The 20,335-nt window shown below is 68.9% G+C and carries 16 protein-coding genes; 10 read left to right on the top strand and 6 right to left on the bottom strand.

Going from position 1 to position 20,335, the window contains the following annotated elements; translation table 11 throughout:
- Positions 1-21: 21 nt before the first annotated feature.
- The gene (locus ACREPD_RS01685) at positions 22-687 is read right to left on the bottom strand and encodes a YceH family protein (RefSeq protein WP_431597672.1); all 666 of its coding nucleotides are present in this window, start codon (positions 685-687) and stop codon (positions 22-24) included.
- Between the two features lie 110 nt (positions 688-797).
- On the opposite strand from ACREPD_RS01685, the gene ACREPD_RS01680 reads away from it, so the two are divergent.
- From ACREPD_RS01680 to plsB, 5 genes are all read left to right on the top strand, one after another.
- On the top strand, positions 798-1,721 hold the full coding sequence (locus tag ACREPD_RS01680; protein ID WP_431597671.1) for a 5'-nucleotidase, lipoprotein e(P4) family: 924 nt from the start codon (positions 798-800) through the stop codon (positions 1,719-1,721).
- Positions 1,718-2,437 (top strand): orotidine-5'-phosphate decarboxylase, encoded by a 720-nt coding sequence (gene pyrF, locus ACREPD_RS01675; RefSeq protein WP_431597670.1) that lies wholly within the window; start codon positions 1,718-1,720, stop codon positions 2,435-2,437. Before ACREPD_RS01680 ends, pyrF begins: the two co-directional genes overlap by 4 nt.
- 217 nt (positions 2,438-2,654) lie before the next feature.
- On the top strand, positions 2,655-3,476 hold the full coding sequence (locus ACREPD_RS01670; protein ID WP_431597669.1) for a S1 family peptidase: 822 nt from the start codon (positions 2,655-2,657) through the stop codon (positions 3,474-3,476).
- Between the two features lie 201 nt (positions 3,477-3,677).
- On the top strand, positions 3,678-4,664 hold the full coding sequence (locus ACREPD_RS01665) for a hypothetical protein (RefSeq protein WP_431597668.1): 987 nt from the start codon (positions 3,678-3,680) through the stop codon (positions 4,662-4,664).
- Positions 4,664-7,360, top strand: coding sequence for a glycerol-3-phosphate 1-O-acyltransferase PlsB (gene plsB / locus ACREPD_RS01660; protein WP_431597667.1), 2,697 nt, complete (start codon positions 4,664-4,666; stop codon positions 7,358-7,360). Before ACREPD_RS01665 ends, plsB begins: the two co-directional genes overlap by 1 nt.
- Before the next feature lie 245 nt (positions 7,361-7,605).
- On the opposite strand, the gene ACREPD_RS01655 is transcribed toward plsB, so the two are convergent.
- Positions 7,606-7,809: a YdcH family protein gene (locus ACREPD_RS01655; RefSeq protein WP_421568292.1), complete on the bottom strand. Its 204-nt coding sequence runs from the start codon at positions 7,807-7,809 to the stop codon at positions 7,606-7,608.
- 96 nt (positions 7,810-7,905) lie between these two features.
- Here ACREPD_RS01655 and ttcA point away from each other — a divergent pair, with 96 nt between their 5' ends.
- The 3 genes from ttcA to ACREPD_RS01640 all read left to right on the top strand — a co-directional run bounded on the left by ttcA (position 7,906) and on the right by ACREPD_RS01640 (position 10,713).
- Positions 7,906-8,805 (top strand): tRNA 2-thiocytidine(32) synthetase TtcA, encoded by a 900-nt coding sequence (gene ttcA / locus ACREPD_RS01650; RefSeq protein ID WP_431597666.1) that lies wholly within the window; start codon positions 7,906-7,908, stop codon positions 8,803-8,805.
- A 50-nt stretch (positions 8,806-8,855) separates the two neighbouring features.
- The gene (locus tag ACREPD_RS01645) at positions 8,856-9,761 is read left to right on the top strand and encodes a recombination-associated protein RdgC (protein ID WP_431597665.1); all 906 of its coding nucleotides are present in this window, start codon (positions 8,856-8,858) and stop codon (positions 9,759-9,761) included.
- A 172-nt stretch (positions 9,762-9,933) separates the two neighbouring features.
- Positions 9,934-10,713, top strand: a complete 780-nt coding sequence (locus ACREPD_RS01640) for a M48 family metallopeptidase (protein ID WP_431597664.1) — start codon at positions 9,934-9,936, stop codon at positions 10,711-10,713.
- A 359-nt stretch (positions 10,714-11,072) separates the two neighbouring features.
- On the opposite strand, the gene ACREPD_RS01635 is transcribed toward ACREPD_RS01640, so the two are convergent.
- A complete protein-coding gene (locus tag ACREPD_RS01635; protein ID WP_431597663.1) occupies positions 11,073-11,951 on the bottom strand; it encodes a methylglyoxal synthase in 879 nt (292 codons plus the stop codon).
- A 242-nt stretch (positions 11,952-12,193) separates the two neighbouring features.
- Here ACREPD_RS01635 and ACREPD_RS01630 point away from each other — a divergent pair, with 242 nt between their 5' ends.
- A complete protein-coding gene (locus ACREPD_RS01630) occupies positions 12,194-12,463 on the top strand; it encodes a hypothetical protein (protein WP_431597662.1) in 270 nt (89 codons plus the stop codon).
- Positions 12,464-12,637: 174 nt separating this feature from the next.
- Here the strand turns inward: ACREPD_RS01630 and ACREPD_RS01625 are convergent, their stop codons facing one another.
- From ACREPD_RS01625 to ACREPD_RS01615, 3 genes are all read right to left on the bottom strand, one after another.
- Positions 12,638-14,083: an FAD-dependent oxidoreductase gene (locus tag ACREPD_RS01625; RefSeq protein ID WP_431597661.1), complete on the bottom strand. Its 1,446-nt coding sequence runs from the start codon at positions 14,081-14,083 to the stop codon at positions 12,638-12,640.
- Between the two features lie 18 nt (positions 14,084-14,101).
- Positions 14,102-18,556, bottom strand: a complete 4,455-nt coding sequence (gltB, locus tag ACREPD_RS01620) for a glutamate synthase large subunit (protein WP_431597660.1) — start codon at positions 18,554-18,556, stop codon at positions 14,102-14,104.
- Positions 18,557-18,721: 165 nt separating this feature from the next.
- Positions 18,722-19,084, bottom strand: a complete 363-nt coding sequence (locus ACREPD_RS01615; protein WP_431597696.1) for an I78 family peptidase inhibitor — start codon at positions 19,082-19,084, stop codon at positions 18,722-18,724.
- A gap of 186 nt (positions 19,085-19,270) precedes the next feature.
- Here ACREPD_RS01615 and ACREPD_RS01610 point away from each other — a divergent pair, with 186 nt between their 5' ends.
- The gene (locus tag ACREPD_RS01610; protein WP_431597659.1) at positions 19,271-20,332 is read left to right on the top strand and encodes a DNA topoisomerase IB; all 1,062 of its coding nucleotides are present in this window, start codon (positions 19,271-19,273) and stop codon (positions 20,330-20,332) included.
- Positions 20,333-20,335: the final 3 nt, after the last annotated feature.

Raw genomic sequence — 20,335 nt, 5'->3', positions numbered from 1 at the left:
CGGGCTCTGCCCGGCTGCCCTTCAGCCGCCCAGCTGCGCGCGCAGTTCCGCCAGCTGTTCCTGCAGCGCGGCCACCGTGGTTTCCAGTTCCTGCACGCGCGCTTCCAGCGCCGCGTTGCCGCCGCCGCCGCCGCTCGCGGGCGCTGACTTGTACTGCTCGGCCAACGCCTGCACGTCTACCGGGCCGGCCAGCAGGTGCATGTAACGGTCCTCGCGCTGGCCGCCGGCACGCGGCAGCATCACCGCCAGGCCGCGCTGGATCATGCGCTCCACGTGGTGGCGCAGTTCGTCGGCGTCCTGGAACTGGAACAGGCGCTCGCTGCGGGTGAGCAGTTCGTTGACCGTCTGCGGGCCGCGCAGCAGCAACAGGCCCAGGATCGCCAGCTGCTGCCGGGTCAGGTCCAGCGCACTGCCGGCGCGGTGTTCATAGCGCTCGGCGCGCGAGGAGAACTGCTGGCGCGCCAGGCCCATCGTCTCCAACTGGCGCAGCGCATGGTGCACATCGCCGGTCGACAGCTGCAGCACCGGCTCGCGGGCCGTCTTCTGGTTGGCGGCCACCTGGGCGGCATTGACGGTGAGCGGGTAGGCATCCGGGGTGGTGGCCTCCTTCTCGATCAGGCAGCCCAGGGCGCGGGCCTGGGCCGCGCTGAGCACGGGCAGGGCAGGGGTCTGGGTGTCGTCGGTCACGCGGCGCTCCGGGGTGTTTCTGGGGCATGCAGCATAGCCGAGGCTCGTCCCGGGCATGAACGCAGGCGGCCAAGCCGGTAAACTGGCGCCACTCAGTTCTGGTGATTCCCATGCGTCATACCGCTGTTTCCCTGTCCGTGCTTGCCTGTGCCGTGATGGCGCTGGGTGCGTGCAAGCGCACCGAAACCCCCGCCGAAGCCGCGGCCCCGGCACCTGCTGCGACCACCGCCGCGCCGGCCGCCACCGGCGATGCCGCCGTCGCCGCCAACGACAACCTCAACGCCGTGCTGTGGATGCAGCGTTCGCAGGAATACCGGGCGATCACCGAGCAGACCTACCGCGCCGCCGCCGACCACCTGGACAAGGCGCTGAAGGAAGCCAACTGGGATGCGCTGGTGCCCGAAGAGCGCGGCAATGCCGCCAAGGGCCTGAAGCCGGCCGTGGTGCTGGACGTGGACGAAACGGTGCTGGACAACTCGCCCTACCAGGCGCGCCTGGTGCGCGACGGCGGCGAGTACGACGAAATGAGCTGGGACCAGTGGGTAGCCGAAAAGAAGGCCAAGGCCATTCCGGGCGTGGTCGACTTCGCCAAGGCCGCCAATGCCAAGGGCGTGACCCTGCTGTACATCTCCAACCGCGCCGTGCATCTGAAGGAGGCCACCTTGGCCAACCTGCGCGCCGAAGGCCTGCCGGTGGCCGATGACAGCGTGTTCCTGGGCCTGGGCACCGTGGTGAAGGACTGCGAGCAGGCCGGCAGCGAGAAGAACTGCCGCCGCCGCCTGGCCGGGCAGAACTACCGCGTGCTGATGCAGTTCGGCGACCAGCTGGGCGACTTCGTGGAAGTCACCGCCAACACCAACGAAGGCCGCGACGCGCTGCTGCAGCAGTACCACGACTGGTTCGGCGAGCGCTGGTGGATGCTGCCCAACCCGACCTACGGCGGCTTCGAGCCGGCGCAGTTCAACAACGATTACAGCCAGTCGCGCCAGGCCCGCCACGATGCCAAGCGCGCCGCGCTGGATTACGCGCCGTGAGCCGCGCCCCGCTGCCGCTGCGTGAGGACGAACGCCTGATCTTCGCGCTCGACGTGCCGGGGCGCGAGGACGCGCTGGCCTGGGTGGACCGGCTGGGCGACGCGGTGTCGTTCTACAAGATCGGCATGGAACTGCTGGCGTCGGGCGAGTACTTCCAGGTGCTCGACGCCCTGGCCGCGCGCGACAAGCGCGTGTTCGTCGACCTGAAGTTCTTCGACATTCCGGCCACCGCCGCGGCGGTGATCAGGCGGCTGTCGGAGTGGCCGGTCAGCTACGCCACCATCCACGGCTGGCACCCGGCCATGATGGAGGCCTGCGCGGCCGCCAACAGCAGCGACATGCGCCTGTTGGCGGTCACCGTGCTGACCTCGATGGGGCGCGATGACCTGCGCGGCATGGGCATCGACCGCGAGCCGGTGGATGTCGTGGTGGAGCGCGCGCTGGCCGCACAGGCCGCCGGCATCGACGGCGTCATCGCCTCGGGCCAGGAAGCAGGGCCGATCCGCGCCGCCACCGGTGCCGGGTTCTCGATCGTGTGCCCGGGCATCCGTCCCGGTGGGCCGGTCGGCGATGACCAGAAGCGCACCGTGGGCGTGGCCCAGGCCTTCGCCGACGGCGCCGATGCCATCGTGGTCGGCCGCCCGATCCGACTGGCCAGCGACCCGCGCGCCGCCGCCCTGGCGATCCAGGCGGAGATCCGCAGCGCCCAGCGCTGATTCGCGGTGGACACATCGCGCATCGGGACGGACCTCCGTCTCGATGCCGCCATGCGCCCGTTCGCAGAAACGCATCCATCAATCGCTGGCTCCCTGTTTTTGCGGGTGAAACGGGACCCGCGACGCAGTTGATCCGCCTCCTTTGCCGTCGAATCGACCTGGCGCGAGCCACCGGCCGCGTGCCGTTCGATTCCATTCACCGCAAAGGAGTTGCTGTATGCGTACCCGTTACCAACCGGCCTGGGTTGTGGGCCTGATCTTCTCCACCCTGTCCCTGTCCGCCGTGGCCACCCCGCCGCTGGACGGCCAAGCGCCGCGCATCATCGGCGGTACTGATGCCCCGCCCGGCGAATACCCCTTCATGGCCAGCCTGCAGCAGCTGGGACGGGGGGACTCGGACCACGCGCGGCACTGGTGCGGCGGCACCCTGATCTCACCGTCGTGGGTGCTCACCGCCGCGCACTGCGTGGCCGGCCAGGCGCCGGCCGGATTCACCGTACTGGTCGGCCAGACCCGGCTGGAGGACACCCCGCGCCGCCGCGTGTCGAACGTGAAGGCCATCCACGTGCACCCGGCGTTCGAGTCGCGCGGGCTGGTCAACGATGTGGCACTGATCCAGCTCAAGCGCCCCATCACCCGTCTCGAACCGGCCGACCCGCTGCTGGGCGGCGACACCAGCTACCTGCGCCCCGGGCGGGGCTTCACTGTCATTGGCTGGGGAGTGACCGGCCACCCGGACGCCCCGCTGCCGACCGCACTGCAGACCGTGCAGGTCCCGTTCGTGCCGTTCAACGCCTGCAAGGCCGCCTACCCGGGCGTGCAGGCCGGCACCGTGATCTGTGCAGGCGCCGAAGGCCTGGACAGCTGTCAGGGCGATTCCGGTGGCCCGCTGATGGTGCAGCGGGAGGGCCGGTGGACCGTGCTGGGCACGGTCAGCTGGGGCGAGGGCTGCGCGCAGGCCGGGGCGCCCGGCGTGTACGCGCGCCTGTCGGGGGGCTATGTGCGGGATTTCCTGCAGGCCACCTGGACGCGTGACTGAAAATCGGTAGCGCTCTGTCGTGACCGGGGCCGGCCCCGCGTGGGGTCGGCCCCTGCCTTGCCTGCGTCGGTTCGTCGCCCGCCGCTGTTATCCAGGTTTTTCAATGGCTTGCCCCTGGGGGAGGCCGCTCGCTGCGGCCACCGGCTTGCCGCTGCGCAGCGCAGGCCGCAAGATGCGGACCGGTCCGGGGAGTCCGAATTCATGTCCATGCTGTTGATGCCGGGGCGTTACCGACCCTGGGTGCTGTCGCTCTCACTCTGTGGACTGGTGCTGCTGTCGGCGTGCAAGCGTGACCGGATCGATCCGGATGCGCCCGCCGCCGAACCGGTGGCCGCGTTGCAGCAGTTGGCGCGCCATGTGGCCGACAACGATCTGGTGGCGTACGCCAAGGCGTCGGTGCCGCCGGCGCAGTACGCCCGGTTGCAGGCGGCCTGGGCCGACGGGCACAGCCGCTGGCCGCTCACCGACCTGCCGCTGGATGGCCAGTTGCTGCCGATGATGGCGGCCCTGTCCGCACCCGATGCACCGCAGCGCCTGCAGCGTTCGTTTGATACCCAGATTGCGGGCCAGGCCACCGGCGTGCGCCAGGCCGCCCATTCGATGGGGCTGTTCGGGGTGCAGTACCTGCGCAACCAGACCGACTACACCGCAGACGAACGCGCCCATTACAGCCAGGTGGTGGACGTGCTCAGCCGCTGGGCCGCCGCCGCGCCGCTGACCGACAAGCAGCGCGCCCGGACCACCATCACCCTGCTGACGGCCACCGCGCGCACCAGCGGCCTCTCCACCGACGCCCAGCTGCAGGCGGCGGGCATGGAAGACTGCCTGCGCCGGCTGGGGACGTTCGAAAAGGCGTTCAAGACCGCCCTGGCCAGCTATGGCCTGTCGCTGGACGCGGCCCTGACCGGGCTGCGCGGCGAACTGGTCTCCCAGGAGGGCGACAACGCCGTGGTCAGGATCCAGTACCCGCTGGCCGGCGAGCAGATCGAGGCCCAGGTGCGGATGACCCGCCGCGATGGGCATTGGTACCTGGCGCGCACGCTGGAAGAGACCGACGCGCTGCTGCTGGCGGCCGATGCCGCCACCGCCGCGGCCGCCGCGCTAGCTGAACATGACGCCACGGTAGCCGCCGAAGCAGAGGCCGCCGCCCCCGTCAAGGACGCTGCTCCTGCACCGGCTAAGCCATAATGAAGCCGATGCCGAACCAGAATCCCCTGCCTTTCCCCGGCGAAGAGCCGCCCAAGACGCCGGACGCACCGTCCGCGTCGCCCGACAGCGCGCCCGCTGCAGACCCGGCCGCCGAGGCGGCGCCTGCGTCCGCCGCACCGGGTGCGACCGACCCGGGCGCGATCGTACCGACGCCCACCGCTGCCGCGTATGTGCCGGCCGGCCGCCGCCCCTGGTGGGCGCGCCTGCTGGGCCGCCTGGTCGAGCCGTGGCTGTCGCTGAAGATCGAACCCGAACACCCCGGCCAGTACAACGACGGCCGCCCCGTGGTCTACGTGCTGGAGGACTACGGTCTGTCCAACGCGCTGATCCTGGACAAGGCCTGCCGTGACGCCGGCCTGCCGTCGCCGCTGGTGCCCATTGCCGGCGACCCCACCGGTCGCAAGCGTGCCTACGTGGCGCTGTCGCGCCGGAGCAGCAGCAACTCGCTGATTCCCGAGCAGCGCGGGGCCAAGACCCATTCCGATTCGCTGGCCAAGGTGCTGCAGGCCCATCGCGCGCGCGATGAGCTGGACGTGCACCTGGTGCCGGTGTCGATCTTCGTCGGCCGCGCGCCGGACAAGCAGAGCGGCTGGTTTGCCGTGCTGTTCTCGGAAAACTGGGCGCTGGTGGGCCGCTTCCGCCGCCTGCTGGCCGTGCTGCTCAATGGCCGCAGCACCATCGTGCGCTTCGCCCCGCCGATCTCGCTGCGCAGCACGATCAACGAGGGGCTCGACCCCGAGCGCACCGTGCGCAAGCTGCAGCGCGTGCTGCGCACCCATTTCCGCCGCATCCGCGAGTCGGTGATCGGCCCGGACCTGTCCACCCGCCGCCTGCTGGTGGACAAGGTGCTGGAAGCGGACACGGTACGCGAGGCCATCGCCTCGCAGGCCAAACGCGACAACACCAAGCCGGCCGATGCCTGGAAGAAGGCGCACGCCTACGCCTGGGAAATCGCCGCGGACTATTCCAGCCCGGTGGTGCGCTCGGCCAGCTTCATGCTCAGCCACGTGTGGAACCGCATCTACGCCGGCGTGCTGGTCCACCACCTGGACAAGTTCAAGGCCGCCGCGCCGGGCCATGAAGTGGTGTACGTACCCAGCCACCGCAGCCACATGGATTACCTGCTGCTGTCCTACCTGCTGTACGACCGTGGCATCGTGCCGCCGCATATCGTGGCCGGCATCAACCTGAACCTGCCGGTGGTGGGCACGCTGCTGCGCAAGGGCGGCGCGTTCTTCATCCGCCGCTCGATCCGCGGCAACGCGCTGTATTCGGCGGTGCTGAGCGAATACGTGGCGCAGCTGGTCGCCGGCGGCTACTCGATCGAGTACTTCGTCGAAGGCGGCCGCTCGCGGACCGGGCGCCTGCTGCAGCCCAAGGGCGGCATGATCTCGATGACGCTGCGCGCGTTCCTGCGCCAGCCGCGCAAGCCGGTGCTGTTCCAGCCGGTCTACATCGGCTATGAAAAGCTGATGGAAGGCGGCAGCTACCTGGACGAACTGAGTGGCCGGCCCAAGGAGAAGGAATCGATCTGGTCGCTGCTGTGGTCGATCCCGAAGGTGCTCAAGCAGAACTACGGCCAGGTCGTGGTGAACTTCGGCGAACCGATCGCGCTCAATGACGTGCTGGCCCGCCAGGCCCCGGAATGGGATGGCGCGCCGGTGGGCGAAGACGAGAAGCCCAGTTGGCTGTCGGGCACGGTCGATCACCTGGCCGAACGCATCCAGGTGCACATCAACGGCGCCGCCGACGTCAATCCGATCAACCTGCTGGCGTTGGCGCTGCTGTCCACGCCCAAGCACGCCATGGGCGAGGCCGACCTGATCGCGCAGATCGAGCTGTGCAAGACGCTGCTGGTCGAGATGCCGTATTCGGACCGGGTCACGGTCACGCCGCATTCGCCGGAGCGGATCATCGCCCACGCCGAGGAAATCAACGTCCTCACCCGCATCAAGCACCCGCTGGGTGATGTGCTGAGTGTGAGCGGTGACACCGCGGTGCTGCTCAGCTACTTCCGCAACAACGTCATCCACCTGTTCACGGCGTCGTCGTGGGTGGCGTGCTGCTTCCAGAACAACCGTCGCATGAGCCGTACCGGCCTGGTCCAGCTGGGCCGCACCGTGTACCCGTTCCTGCAGGCCGAGCTGTTCCTGCCGTGGGACGAGGACCAGTTCGCCCAGCGTATCGAGCAGACCATCAACGTGTTCGTGCGCGAAGGCCTGCTGCAGAACGTCAACGACGACGATGGCGGCATCCTGGCGCGCAACACCGGGCAGACCGACGAAGTGTTCCGCCTGCGTGCGATCGGCCACTCGCTGCAGCAGGCATTCGAGCGCTATTACATCGCCATTTCAGTGCTGGTGAAGAACGGCCCGGGCACGCTGGGTGCGGCCGAACTGGAAAGCCTGTGCCAGCAGGCCGCGCAGCGCCTGAGCCTGCTCTACGCACCGGCCGCACCGGAGTTCTTCGACCGCACGCTGTTCCGTGGTTTCATCCAGAAGCTGCGCGAGCTGCGCCTGGTATGGCCGGACGAGAACAGCAAGCTGCTGTTCGACGCGCGCCTGGACGCATGGGCCAAGGATGCCAAGTTCATCCTCGGCCGCGAGCTGCGCCACACGATCGAGCGGGTCAGCCCTGAAGCGGCAAAACCAGAGGAACCGGTAACGCAGGATTGACGACCACGTCGTCAATCCTGCGCATCCGAAGCGCACCGCGTTCGCCAGCAATTCGTAGATCCACGCCATGCGTGGAGACCGCGCGCCAGCGCGGCACAAGCGTCCGTATTCCGGGTAATGCGGCGTGCATTGACCGGCCGACGTTGATCATTGTCCGAAGACGCGTTTCAGGCGTTCATGACGCTTGAGCGGAGGGCCGCGTAGCGACACGCCATGCGTGTCCAACGGAACATCCGGTCGCCCGGTTACGCCGGCTCGTCCGGAATCAGCATGTCTTCCAGCTTGGCAATGCAGTCCTTGAGCTGCAGCTTGCGCCGCTTCAGGCGCTTGGCTTCCAGCTCGTCGTCGCCGTTGGCGGCCATGCGTTGGATCGCCTCGTCCAGCTCACGATGCTCCCGCCGAAGGACGGCAAGGCGGCTGCTGATCTGCTCGGGCGTGAAGGTATCCACAGAGACGCAGCATACACATCCGCGGCGACGCCCGGGAGTGAACGCAGTCACTTCGCGGCGCCGGTGAGGGGCGATGCGAGCCGGTAGAATGGCCGGATGCCCGCCGTCCTGCCGCTGCCAGATCCCGTCCGTCGCGCCAGCCGCGACGATGACGCCGCGCGCGACAAACTGTCACGCCGGTTGCGTCGGCAGGTGGGCCAGGCGATCGCCGATTTCGGCATGATCGAGGCCGGTGACCGGGTCATGGTCTGCCTGTCCGGTGGCAAGGACAGCTACACCCTGCTGGACGTGCTGTTGCAGCTGCAGAAGAAGGCACCGGTAGCGTTCGAGCTGGTCGCGGTGAATCTGGACCAGAAGCAGCCGGGGTTTCCCGCGCACGTGCTGCCCGAGTACCTGGCCGGCATTGGCGTGCCGTACCAGATCATCGAACAGGACACCTATTCGGTGGTCAGCCGGGTGATTCCGGAGGGGCGCACGATGTGTTCGCTGTGCTCGCGCCTGCGCCGTGGCGCGCTGTACCGGCACGCGGCCGAGCATGGCTTCACCAAGATCGCGCTTGGCCACCATCGCGACGACAGCGTGGCCACGTTCTTCCTCAACCTGTTCCACCACGCCAAGCTGTCGGCGATGCCGCCGAAGCTGCGCAGCGACGATGGCCGGCATGTGGTGATCCGCCCGCTGGCCTATGTCAGCGAAGCCGACATCCAGGCACACGCGCAGGCGCGCGGGTTTCCGATCATTCCGTGCACCCTGTGTGGCAGCCAGGACAACCTGCAGCGCCGCCAGGTGGCGCAGATGCTGCAGCAGTGGGAGCACCAGCATCCGGGCCGCATCGACCAGATCGCGCGCGCGCTGGGCAACATCCATCCCTCGCAGCTGGCCGATCCGGCCCTGTTTGATTTCCTGGCGCTGGGCCGCACCGCGGCGCCGCCTTCCGCCCCGACGGCCTGGGCCGACGGGGCATCCGATTCGGGCGATGATGTCGGTCTGGCCTGAGCCACGCCGTCGACCGCGCCTTCCCTTTCACACCTTTACTCCGGAATTCCATGTTCTTTCGCAACCTGACGCTGTTCCGCTTCCCGACCGCCACGGATTTCTCTGAAGTCGACACCCTGCTGCCGCAGGTACTGCTCAAGCCGGTTGGCCCGCTCGAAATGAATTCGCGCGGTTTCATTTCCCCGTTCGGCCGCGAAGAGAAGGCCGTGTTCTCGCACCGCGTCGGCGATGCGCTGTGGCTGACCGTGGGCGGTGAGGACAAGATCCTGCCGGGCGCGGTGGTCAACGACCTGCTGGCGCGCAAGCTGGAAGAAATCGAAGAGAAGGAAGGGCGCAAGCCCGGCGGCCGCGAACGCAAGCGGCTCAAAGATGACCTGCTGCACGAGCTGATGCCGCGCGCGTTCGTGAAGAGCTCGCGCACCGACGCGCTGATCGACCTGACCCACGGCTACGTGGCGGTGGACTGCTCGAGCAGCAAGAAGGGCGAGAACATGATGTCCGACATCCGTGGTCTGCTCGGCAGCTTCCCGGCCATGCCGCTGAACGCCGAAGTGGCGCCGCGCTCGATCCTGACCGGTTGGATTGCCGGTGAAGAACTGCCCACCGGGCTGAGCCTGGGCGAAGAGTGCGAGATGAAGGATCCGGCCGAGGGCGGCGCGGTCGTCAAGTGCCAGCACCAGGAGCTGCGCTGCGAGGAGATCGACAAGCACCTGGACGCCGGCAAGCAGGTGACCAAGCTGGCCCTGGTGTTCGAGGACAACCTGTCCTTCGTGCTGGGCGACGACCTGATCGTGCGCAAGCTGAAGTTCCTGGACGGCGCGCTGGACCAGCTCGAGCACGCCGACGAGGACGGCCGCCGTGCCGAACTGGATGCCCGCTTCGCCCTTCAGAGCGGCGAAGTGCGCCGCCTGTTCCTGCTGCTGGAAGAAGCCTTCAAGCTCAGCAAGGCCGACTGACCGCACCGGGGCTCTGCCCTCGGTGCCGAACAACGCCGTAGAGCGGGGCTCTGCCCCGCTGCGCGCGATCCCTGCAGCGGGGCAGAGCCCTGCAGCGGGGCAGAGCCCCGCTCTACCGTCCCCGGAGCCCCCGCAGTCATCTGCGGGGCGCCGTCGGCGCTATGCTGTACCCATGCCCGGATTCCTCCGCCGCCTGATCTCCCCGGCCGTCGCCCCCACCCTGCAGCGCGATACCGTGCGCCTGCGCCTGGAGGATGCCGAGATCGACGTGCTGCGCGTGCGTGATCCGCGTGCGCGCCGGATCAAGCTCAGCGTCGACGAGCGCGGCGTGCGTCTTACACTGCCACCGCGCGCGAGCCTGGTGATGGGCGAACGTTTCCTGGAACAGCACCGCGACTGGTTGTCCACGCAGCTGCGCAATTACCAGGCGCAGAACCTGCCGCCGCCGCTGGTGATCGGCGAACCCGGGGTGCTGCCGTTGCGGGGCGAACTGTTGCCGCTGCGCTGGGACACCGGGCGCTATGCGCGCCTGGAACTGGAGGCCGATGGTGCGTGCATGTACCTGCCGGCACGCGGTACCGATGCCACGGTGAGGCGCGCGCTGCGCGAGTTCTACGAAGCCCAGACCCGCGCCGATGTCGGCCAGTGGTTGCCGCGCTATCTGCCCAGCCTGCCGCGCGCACCCGCGCGGTTGCGGTTGAAGGTGATGTCCTCGCAGTGGGGCTCGCTGGCACCCGATGGCAGCATGGCGCTGGATCTGGCCCTGGTGCTGGGACGGCCGTCGGCGTTCGAGTACGTGCTGGTGCACGAGCTCTGCCACCTGATCCAGGCCAATCATTCGGCTGCGTTCTGGGCGGAAGTGGAGCGGCGCTTCCCCGCGTGGCGTGAGGAGCGGGATTACTTCCAGGTGGAAGGGCGCAGGCTGAAGGCGATGTTGCGGCAGTTGTTGTAGGTGCGGGCGCCTGCAATGCATCGTAGAGCCACGCCATGCGTGGCTGCGCTTCGTTCCGTGGTCATGAACGTCTGACACACGGCTTCGGAAGGTTTAAACGTTGGTCGCGATGCGTGTAACGGTGGTGACCCGTCTGCGGTGGCTTGTGCCGCGCTGCGCGCGGTTGCCACGCTACCAAGCATATTCCGTTGTTGCGGGCACTCCCGGGCGCGTGGCGACGCGCTGATTGAAACGGCGCCCACGTTCCATGGGGCGCGGCGTGGCACTACGACCCGTTACGTGCGCAGGACGATTGGGCTGTAGAGCCACGCCATGCGTGGCTGCTCTGCGTTCCGTGGCCATGTACGTCGGCGATGTTTCTAGCGCGATGCCTGCGCGCGCAGCGTTGCCGCCTGCGCCCAGCGCGTGGCCACGCGGGGCGCGGTGATGCACACCGCCTGGTCGGTCACGGTGGTGACCGCGCGCTCCAGCAGCTGGATGTCGGCCTCGTGCTGGCGCGCAACGTGCGGGTCCTCGAAGAAGATCGCGCGCTGGCAGCGCCCCTCCAGCACCTGGTCGGCGATCTGCGCGTCGCCGCCCATCGGGCCGCTCTGGTAGCGCGTCACCCAGGCCTGGTCGGCGGGCCAGCCGCGGCTCCAGGCCAGCTCATTGAGACGCTGGCCGGTGGTGCCGGTGCCCACCCGGGTACGGAAGCGCGACAACAGGGCGAAGTGTTCGTCGGCGAAGGCCAGCATGGCCGGCTTCATCGCATCGTGGGCGATCAGCGCGAGGGTGTGCTGTTCGAAAGCGTGCAGGTCATCCGCGCCCGGGACGGCGGCCAGGCCCGCCTGCATGCGCTCCACCTCGACCCAGTCGCGTGCTGTCGCCACGGTGGAAATGAAGGGCTTGCCGTGGATCACGCACTGGCGCTTGAGTGCGGTGGCCTCGGGGAACACCGAGGAGGGATCGACCGGATCCATCAGGTAGATCGCACCGTCCAGGGTGCGCTCGGGGGTGCCCATGCCGACGACCTCGGCGACCAGCTTCATCAGGCCCCCCTCGCGCCCGTTCGGGTAGCGCCGCAGGGCAGGGAATTCGCGCAGGAAGCCCAGCCGCTGGATCGCGTCGAAGGTGCGCCCGACCGCATGCAGTTCCACCCCCAGCTCGCGCAGCCCGCCATCGCTGGCGCCGAGCCAGCGGAACAGCGCGGCGTGCTTGTCGTGGTGGTGCAGGCGGTTGGCGGCCAGGCCGATGCGCATGGGGATCCTTGGGTGGGCTGTAAACGACATTCTAGGGCGCATCGTGTGTCGCGTTGCGGTCCGGCACCGCGTGGGACACGCATGGCGTGTCGCTACGGGGCATGTTTCTGTTGCGTGTCCCACGTAACTCCCGGCCCAACGGGCGCCCCTCCCTTCACACCAATTCGTATTAGTTGCATAGCCGCAAACCGGGCCATAGCCGACAGTTGCCCCCCAAGCCCGTCAATCAGGACAGCCCTCTCATGCCCCTCTCCGCCTCCCGCGCCCAGCCGTCGGTGCACACCCTGGCTGCCGACCGCGGCGCCCGCATCCGCACGCTGGGCCGGCTGCTGCGCCATGCCGCCAGCGGCGATGCCGACGTGCTGCTGGTAGGCCTGGCGCGCATGCTGGACGCGCATATCGGGTGCGGCCACGGCGACAATGCGGGCAATGCGCGCATCCGTGCCCAGCTCGATGAGATCGAGCTGCTGCTGGCGCTGGAAATCGAGCGGGCCGGGCTGCGCGCCGCGTGACGTAGCGCCGGGCTCTGCCCGGCAGGTTCAGCGGCAGCGGGGCAGAGCCCCGCTCTACGTCGGTGGTGCAGCGGCAGCGGGGCAGAGCCCCGCTCTACGTCGGTGGTGCAACGGCAGCGGGGCAGAGCCCCGCTCTACGTCGGTGGTGCAGCCGCAGCGGGGCAGAGCCCCGCTCTACGCGGTGATCAGCTGGACAATGCTGGCCGCCGCATCGCGCCCTTCGGCCACGGCCGTCACCACCAGGTCCGCGCCGCGCACCGCGTCGCCACCGGCGAACAGCCTGGGGTGGGCGGTCTGGTAGGGCAGGCGGCCCGTTCCCCCCGCCACGATGCGGCCGTTGTTGCCGGCCTCCACGCCGTGTGCAGTGAGCCAGGCCGGCACGCTGGGCGAGAAACCGAACGCGATGATCACCACGTCGGCCTCCAGCAGCGATTCGCTGCCATCGATCGGCACCGCGTTGCGGCGACCCTGCGCATCGGGTTCGCCCAGGTGGGTCTCAACCACGGTCACGCCAATGGCCTCGTCGTCGGCGCCGGCCTCGATCGACAACGGCTGGCGGTTGAACAGGAAGCGCACGCCTTCCTCGCGCGCATTGGCGACCTCGCGTGCCGAGCCCGGCATGCTGGCCTCGTCGCGGCGATAGGCACAGGTGACGCGCGCCGCACCGAGGCGCACGGCGCTGCGCACGCAGTCCATGCCGGTATCGCCGCCGCCCAGCACCACCACGCGCTTGCCCTCCAGGTCGGGCAGGGCAAGGGTGTCTTCCCAGCCGGCAATGGGCCGGCCCTGCGCGTCGCTGCCGCTGACGATGCGGCTGTTCTGGACCAGGAACGGCAACGCCGGCAGCACGCCCTTCAGGTCCTGCCCGGGCAGGCCGCCGTCGGTGTAGCGGTAGGCGCCGGTGCCCACGAACACCGCGTCGTACTCGTCCAGCAGCGTCTCCATCTCGATGTCGCGGCCGATCTCCACGCCCAGCCGGAACTGCACGCCCATCCCTTCCAGGACATTGCGGCGGCGGCTGATCACCGACTTGTCGAGCTTGAAGCTGGGAATGCCGAACTGCAGCAGGCCGCCGATCTGCTCATAGCGGTCGTACACCACCGCCTGCACGCCGGCGTGGGCGAGCCGGTCGGCGCAGGCCAGCCCGGCCGGGCCGGCACCGATCACCGCCACACGCTTGCCGGTGGCTTCCACGGCGGCCATATCCGGGCGCCAGCCAGTGGCCAGCGCGGTATCGACGATGTACTTCTCCACCGCACCAATGGTGACCGCGCCGAATTCTTCCAGCGTGCAGCTGCCTTCGCACAGCCGGTCCTGCGGGCACACCCGGCCGCACACTTCCGGCAGCGGGTTGGTGGAATGGCACAGCGTGGCCGCTTCGTGGATGCGGTTTTCCTGGACCAGCTGCAGCCACTGCGGAATGGCGTTGTGCACCGGGCACTTCCAGCTGCAGTACGGGTTGCCGCAGTCCAGGCAGCGACCCGCCTGGTACTGGGCGTCTTCCTTGCCGAACTTGCCGTACAGCTCACCCCAGTCGCCGGAGGTGCGCAGTTCGACCGGAATGCGCTGCGGCATGGTCCGGGGCAGGTCGAGGAACTGGAAAGCTTGCTTGCGGCTCATGTATGGGAATCCAGGAAATCAGGCGGCGCGGCGCAGCGATTCGGTCAGCGATTCAATGCTGGCGGCCTTGGGTTTGACCAGCCAGAACTTGCCCACGTAATCGCGGAACTCGTCGAGGATCTGCTGTGCCCAGATGCTGCCGGTCAACTCGCGGTGGCGGCTGATCAGCGTATGCAGGTGCTGGCGATGATTCTCGAAGCCCTCGGCGGAGATGCGGTGGATGTCGATCAGTTCGTGGTTGTAGCGGTCCACGAAGTCGCGGTCGATATCCAGCACGTAGGCCAGGCCGCCGGTGAAGCCGGCGCCGAAGTTCAGCCCCACCTTGCCCAGCACCAGCACGATGCCGTCGGTCATGTATTCGCAGCAGTGGTCACCGGCGCCTTCGATCACCGCCAGCGCGCCGGAGTTGCGCACACCGAAGCGCTCGCCGGCACGGCCCGCGGCGAACAGCTCGCCGCCGGTGGCGCCGTACAGGCAGGTGTTGCCGATGATCGCGGTGTTGCGTGCCTCGAAGCGTGCGCCACGCGGCGGGCGCACCACCAGGCGGCCGCCGGCCATGCCCTTGCCGACGTAGTCGTTGGCTTCGCCTTCGACCTCCAGCTGCAGGCCGCCCACGTTGAACGCGCCGAAGCTCTGCCCGGCGGTGCCGCGGAAGCGCAGGGTAAGCGGGGCATCGCTCATGCCCTGGTTGCCGTGCACGCGCGCGATCGCACCGGACAGGCGGGTGCCGATCGAGCGGTCGGTGTTGTGGATCAGGAAGCGGTGTTCACCGCCGAGCTTGCCGGCGATGGCCGGGGCCAGCAGGCCGTCCATCTGCGTGGCCAGGCTGTCCGGTGATTCGTACAGGCGCTGCGCGGCGCAGTGGCTCCCGGCGTACTGCGCCGGGTTGAGCAGGCGCGACAGGTCTACCTTGACGCCGGGACGCGGGGCGACCTCCAGCTGCTGCAGCAGGTCGGTACGGCCGACGATCTCGTCCAGTGAACGCACGCCCAGGTAGGACAGCCAGCCGCGCACTTCCTCGGCCAGCAGCCGGAAGAAGTTCTCCACGCGCTCGGGCAGGCCGGTGAAGTACTGCGCGCGCAGGCGCTCGTCCTGGGTGGCCACGCCGGTGGCGCAGTTGTTGAGGTGGCAGATGCGCAGGTACTTGCAGCCCAGCACGATCATCGGCGCGGTGCCGAAGCCGAAGCTGTCCGCGCCCAGCAGCGCGGCCTTGATCACGTCCAGGCCGGTCTTCAGGCCGCCGTCGGTCTGCAGCAGGGTGCGCCCACGCAGGTCGTTGGCCACCAGGGCCTGGTGCGACTCGGCCACGCCCAGTTCCCACGGCACGCCCGCGTAGCGGATCGAGCTGACCGGGCTGGCACCGGTGCCGCCGTCATGGCCGGACACGGTGATCAGGTCGGCGCCGGCCTTGACGACGCCGGCGGCAATGGTGCCCACGCCGGCATGCGAGACCAGCTTCACCGACACCAGCGCGTCCGGGTTGACCTGCTTGAGGTCGTAGATGAGCTGGGCCAGGTCTTCGATGGAGTAGATGTCGTGGTGCGGCGGCGGCGAGATCAGGCCGATGCCCGGCTTGGCATAGCGCAGCCGCGCGATCAGCTCGTTGACCTTGTGCCCGGGCAGCTGGCCGCCTTCGCCGGGCTTGGCGCCCTGGGCCACCTTGATCTGCAGCACTTCGGCATTGACCAGGTATTCGGCCGTGACGCCGAAGCGGCCCGAGGCCACCTGCTTGATCTTGCTGCGCTTGTTGGTGCCGTAGCGCACCGGGTCTTCGCCGCCTTCGCCGGAGTTGCTGCGCCCGCCCAGCTTGTTCATGGCGATGGCCAGCGCTTCATGCGCCTCGGGCGACAACGCGCCCAGGCTGATCGCGGCGGTATCGAAGCGGCGGAACAGGTCTTCGGCCGGGGCCACCTCGTGCAGCGGGGTCGGCGTGGGCGCCGCCTTGAGCTGCAACAGGTCGCGCAGCGCCGACACCGGCCGGCCATGCACGGCCTCGCAGTAGCGCTGCCAGTCGGCGGCCTCACCGCTGCGCGCGGCGCGCTGCAGGGTCATGACCACGTCGGGGTTGTACATGTGGTATTCGCCGCCGTGCACGTACTTGAGCACGCCGCCGACGTCCGGGCGCAGCAGGTCGTTCCAGGCGCGCACGGTGAGTTCGCGCGCCTCGTCGTCCAGCCGCCCGAAGCCCACGCCGGCCACGCGCGACGGCGTTTCCGGGAAGCACAGGTCGACCACTTCATCGTCCAGGCCGACGATCTCGAACAGCTGCGCGCCGCGGTAACTGGCCACGGTGCAGATGCCCATCTTGGAGATGATCTTGGACAGGCCCTTGTAGATGCCCTTGCGGTAGCTGCGGCCGATCTGCGACTGCTCGCCGCCCTTCTTCAGCTGCAGGATGCCGCGCCGGCCCAGGTCGAACAGGGTCTGGTAGGCCAGGTACGGGTACACCGCCGTGGCGCCGAAGCCGAGCAGGCAGGCCATGTGGTGCGGGTCGCGGGCGGTGCCGGTTTCCAGGATCAGGTTGACGTCGCAGCGCAGCCCGGCATTGGACAGATGGTGGTGTACGGCGCTGGTGGCCAGCAGGGCATGCACCATCGGCCGGTCGGCAACCGGGTAACGGTCGCTGAGCAGCAGCATGACGATGCCTTCGCGCGCGGCGGCCTCGGCCTCGGCGCAGATGCGCTCGATGCCCGCCTTCAGGCCCTCGTCCAGGCTGTAGGAGAGGTCGATGAGGCGGTTGCGGTCGACGTACTGCTCCATCTTGATCAGCTGGCGCAGCTTGCGCTGGCTGAGTACCGGCGAATTGAGGATGACGTGGTTCACCGTCTCCGCACCGGCATGGAAGATGTTGGTCTCCTTGCCGAGCTGGGTGGTCAGCGACATCACGCAGTCTTCCCGCAGCGGGTCGATCGGCGGGTTGGTGACCTGCGCGAATGCCTGGCGGAAGTAGTCGTAGAGCGGCCGGCTCTGCTGGCTGAGCACCGCCATCGGGGTGTCGTCGCCCATCGAGCCGGTGGCTTCCTGCTCGGTCTCGGCCAGCGGGCGCAGGATCTGCTCCACTTCCTCGGTGCTGAGCTGGAACAGCTTGTGGTAGCTGCGCAGGGTGCGCTCGTCGAACGGTTCTTCCACCAGCGACGGATCGATCAGTTCGGTCTGCAGGTAGGTCACGCCCTGCTGCAGCCACTGCTTGTACGGCGCGCGGCCACGGTTGATGCGGTCGATGGCATCAGAGTCGAGCAGGTCGCCGCGCTTGAGGTCGATGGCCATCATCTCGCCCGGCCCCAGCTTGCCCTTGCGCACCACGCGCTCGGCCGGCACTTCCCACACGCCGGCTTCGGAGGCGACCAGGAAGTGGCGGTCGGAGGTGAGCATCCAGCGGGCAGGGCGCAGGCCGTTGCGGTCCAGCGTGCAGGCGGCATAGCGGCCGTCGCAGGCGACGATGCCGGCCGGGCCATCCCACGGCTCGCTGTTGAGGCCGTAGAACTCGTAGAACGCGGCCAGGTCGGCGTCCTTGAATTCCAGCGACTGGGTCGCCGGCGGCACCAGGATGCGCAGCGCCTGGATCAGGTCCATGCCGGCGCTGACCATCAGCTCCAGCATGTTGTCCAGGCTCTGCGAATCGGAGCCGTGCATGGAGATCACCGGGTCGAACTCGCCGATGTCGAAGCGCGGGGTCTTCCACACCTTGCTGCGCGCCTGCGCCCAGCGGCGGTTGCCCTCGATGGTGTTGATCTCGCCGTTGTGCGCGAGCATCCGGAACGGATGCGCCAGTGGCCAGCGCGGCAGCGTGTTGGTGGAGAACCGCTGGTGGAACACGATGGCGCTGGACGCCAGGTCGTTGCGCTGCAGGTCCGTGTAGAACCGGCTCAGCTTGTCCGGCAGCACCATGCCCTTGTAGCTGATCGCGTTCGGGCTGAGCGTGGTGACGTAGTAATCGGCGTGCTCGCGCAGCTGCTGTTCGCTGCGGCGGCGTGCGAGGAACAGCGCCAGGGTGAACGCGGCTTCGTCCTGGCCATCGCCGGCATCGACGAACACCTGTTCGATGTGCGGCAGCGTGTCGCGGGCCAGCTGGCCGCACACGCTGGGGTCGGTCGGCACCACGCGCCAGCCGAGCGGCTGGCAGCCGGCGCTGCGCAGCTGCTGCTCCAGGAGGTCGCGACAGGCCTGCGCGGCGGCCGCGTCGTGCGGCAGGAACACCACACCGGCTGCATACAGCCGACCGAGGGTGATGCCGGCTTCGGCGGCGAGCGCCTGCAGGAAGGCTTCCGGGCGGCGCAGCAACAGGCCGCAGCCGTCACCGGTGACACCGTCGGCGGCGACGCCGCCGCGGTGGGTCATGCGCGACAGCGCGGCAATGGCGGTATCAACCAGCAGCCGTGACGGCTGGTCGTCGAGTTGCGCGACCATGCCGAAACCACAGGCGTCGCGTTCGTCTTGCGGGTCGTAAAGCCCTTGGCGGTTGCGGGGGGCCATCTCTGCCTCAAAGTCGGGTGAGCGGCGACACTCGTCCCCGCTCAATCCGTTGAGCGCATCTGGAGGCACCGGATGCTTCGACTAGAGCATAGTTGTTGCAACGCCGCAATACACGGTTTCAGGCGCAACCAAACCCCTCAAAAACCCGCTCCGCGCGCGCCCAATTCAGCCGCAGCGCAGGCCGGTGATCACGCTCTTTTCGTCCAGCTCGATATTCAGCCGCTCGCCGACGAATTCCATGGTGGTCACGTCATCGGGCTTGAGCACGCGCAGGTCGCGCGCGCCGGCATCCTGCTGCGCCTGGGCGCCGATGTCGTCGGTGTAGGCCTGGCCGATCAGGCTCTGCACCTGGGTGGCGTCGCAGTTGCCCACGGGCGGTGCTTCGGTGGCCTTGCCGGTGGTGTCGGTCGGGGAGGCGGCTTCTTCCGCAGCCTTCTGCGCGTGGGTGCCCACGGCTTCCTGTTCGTCCATCGGCGGGGCCTTGCAGGCGCCCAGCAACAGCAGGGTGGGGACCAGGGCGACGGCCATGATCGAGGGGCCAAACGAACGCCGCACGCGGCGGGACGACAAGGACGACATCGGGACTCCAGAGTTCCAGGCAGGAAATGAAGGAGGATATCGTCAAGCGGGGTGTGAGGTGTTTGTGTTGCGTTATTGACGCGGCGCCGCACTGCCGGCAACCACACTGCAGGCCCGCTGCCCTGTTGCCCGCCCATGCCCGCACGCATTGCCACCCCCGAAGCCGCCGCCGCCCGCGAGGCCGGCCTGCGTTACGTCACCGACGCGCAACCGGGCATCGCCCGGCGCCGCGCGGGCAAGGGCTTCAGCTATCGCGATGCGGACGGCCATGCGGTGCGCGATGCTGCGACCCTGGCCCGGATCCGGGCGTTGGCCATTCCGCCGGCCTATCTGGACGTGTGGATCTGCGCCGCCGCCAACGGCCACCTGCAGGCCACCGGGCGCGACGCCCGCGGTCGCAAGCAGTACCGCTACCACCCGGACTGGTCGCGGGTGCGCGGCGATGGCAAGTTCGACCGGGTGATCGCCTTCGGCAAGGCCCTGCCCGCGCTGCGCCGCCGCCTGCGCCGTGATCTCAAGCTGCCCGGGTTCCCGCAGGACAAGGTGCTGGCGATCGTGGTGGCCCTGCTGGCCGAGACCCTGGTGCGGGTGGGCAACCCCGAGTACGCCCGCGACAACCGCTCCTACGGCCTCACCACCCTGCGCAACCGCCACTTGGAGCTGGCCAGCGGCGGGCGCGCACGCATGCATTTCCGCGGCAAGTCCGGCCAGGAGCACGAGGTCGAGATCGATGACCGCCGGCTGGTGCAGCTGATCCGGCGGTGCCAGCAGCTGCCCGGGCAGGCCCTGTTCCAGTACCGCGACGATGCGGGTGCACTGCAGCCGGTGGACTCGGGCCAGGTCAATGCCTACCTGCGCGACGCGATGGGCACTGACTTCAGCGCCAAGGATTTCCGTACCTGGGGCGGTACCGTGGCGGCACTGCGCCAGTTCGCCGCCACCGCGCTCCCCGAGAAACCCAGCGAGCGCGCGTTGGCGGCGCTGCAGAAGGAGGTGGTGTGCGAGGTGGCCACCCTGCTGGGCAATACGCCGGCGGTATGCCGCAAGGCCTACATCGATCCGAGCGTGTTCGAGGGCTGGCGTGCGGGCACGCTGGCCGGTCTTGCCGGGCTGCGCGGCGACCGGCAATGGGAACAGGCGACCCTGAAATTCCTGCGCGGCGCCCGGCGGGTGCCGCGCGCAAAGGCCGCGCGCTGAGTC

It is taken from the genome of Stenotrophomonas sp., from assembly GCF_050737075.1.
Taxonomy (GTDB): Bacteria; Pseudomonadota; Gammaproteobacteria; order Xanthomonadales; family Xanthomonadaceae; genus Stenotrophomonas.
The sequence above is the reverse complement of the archived record's forward strand: the minus strand, read 5'-3'. Positions and strand labels throughout refer to the sequence as shown.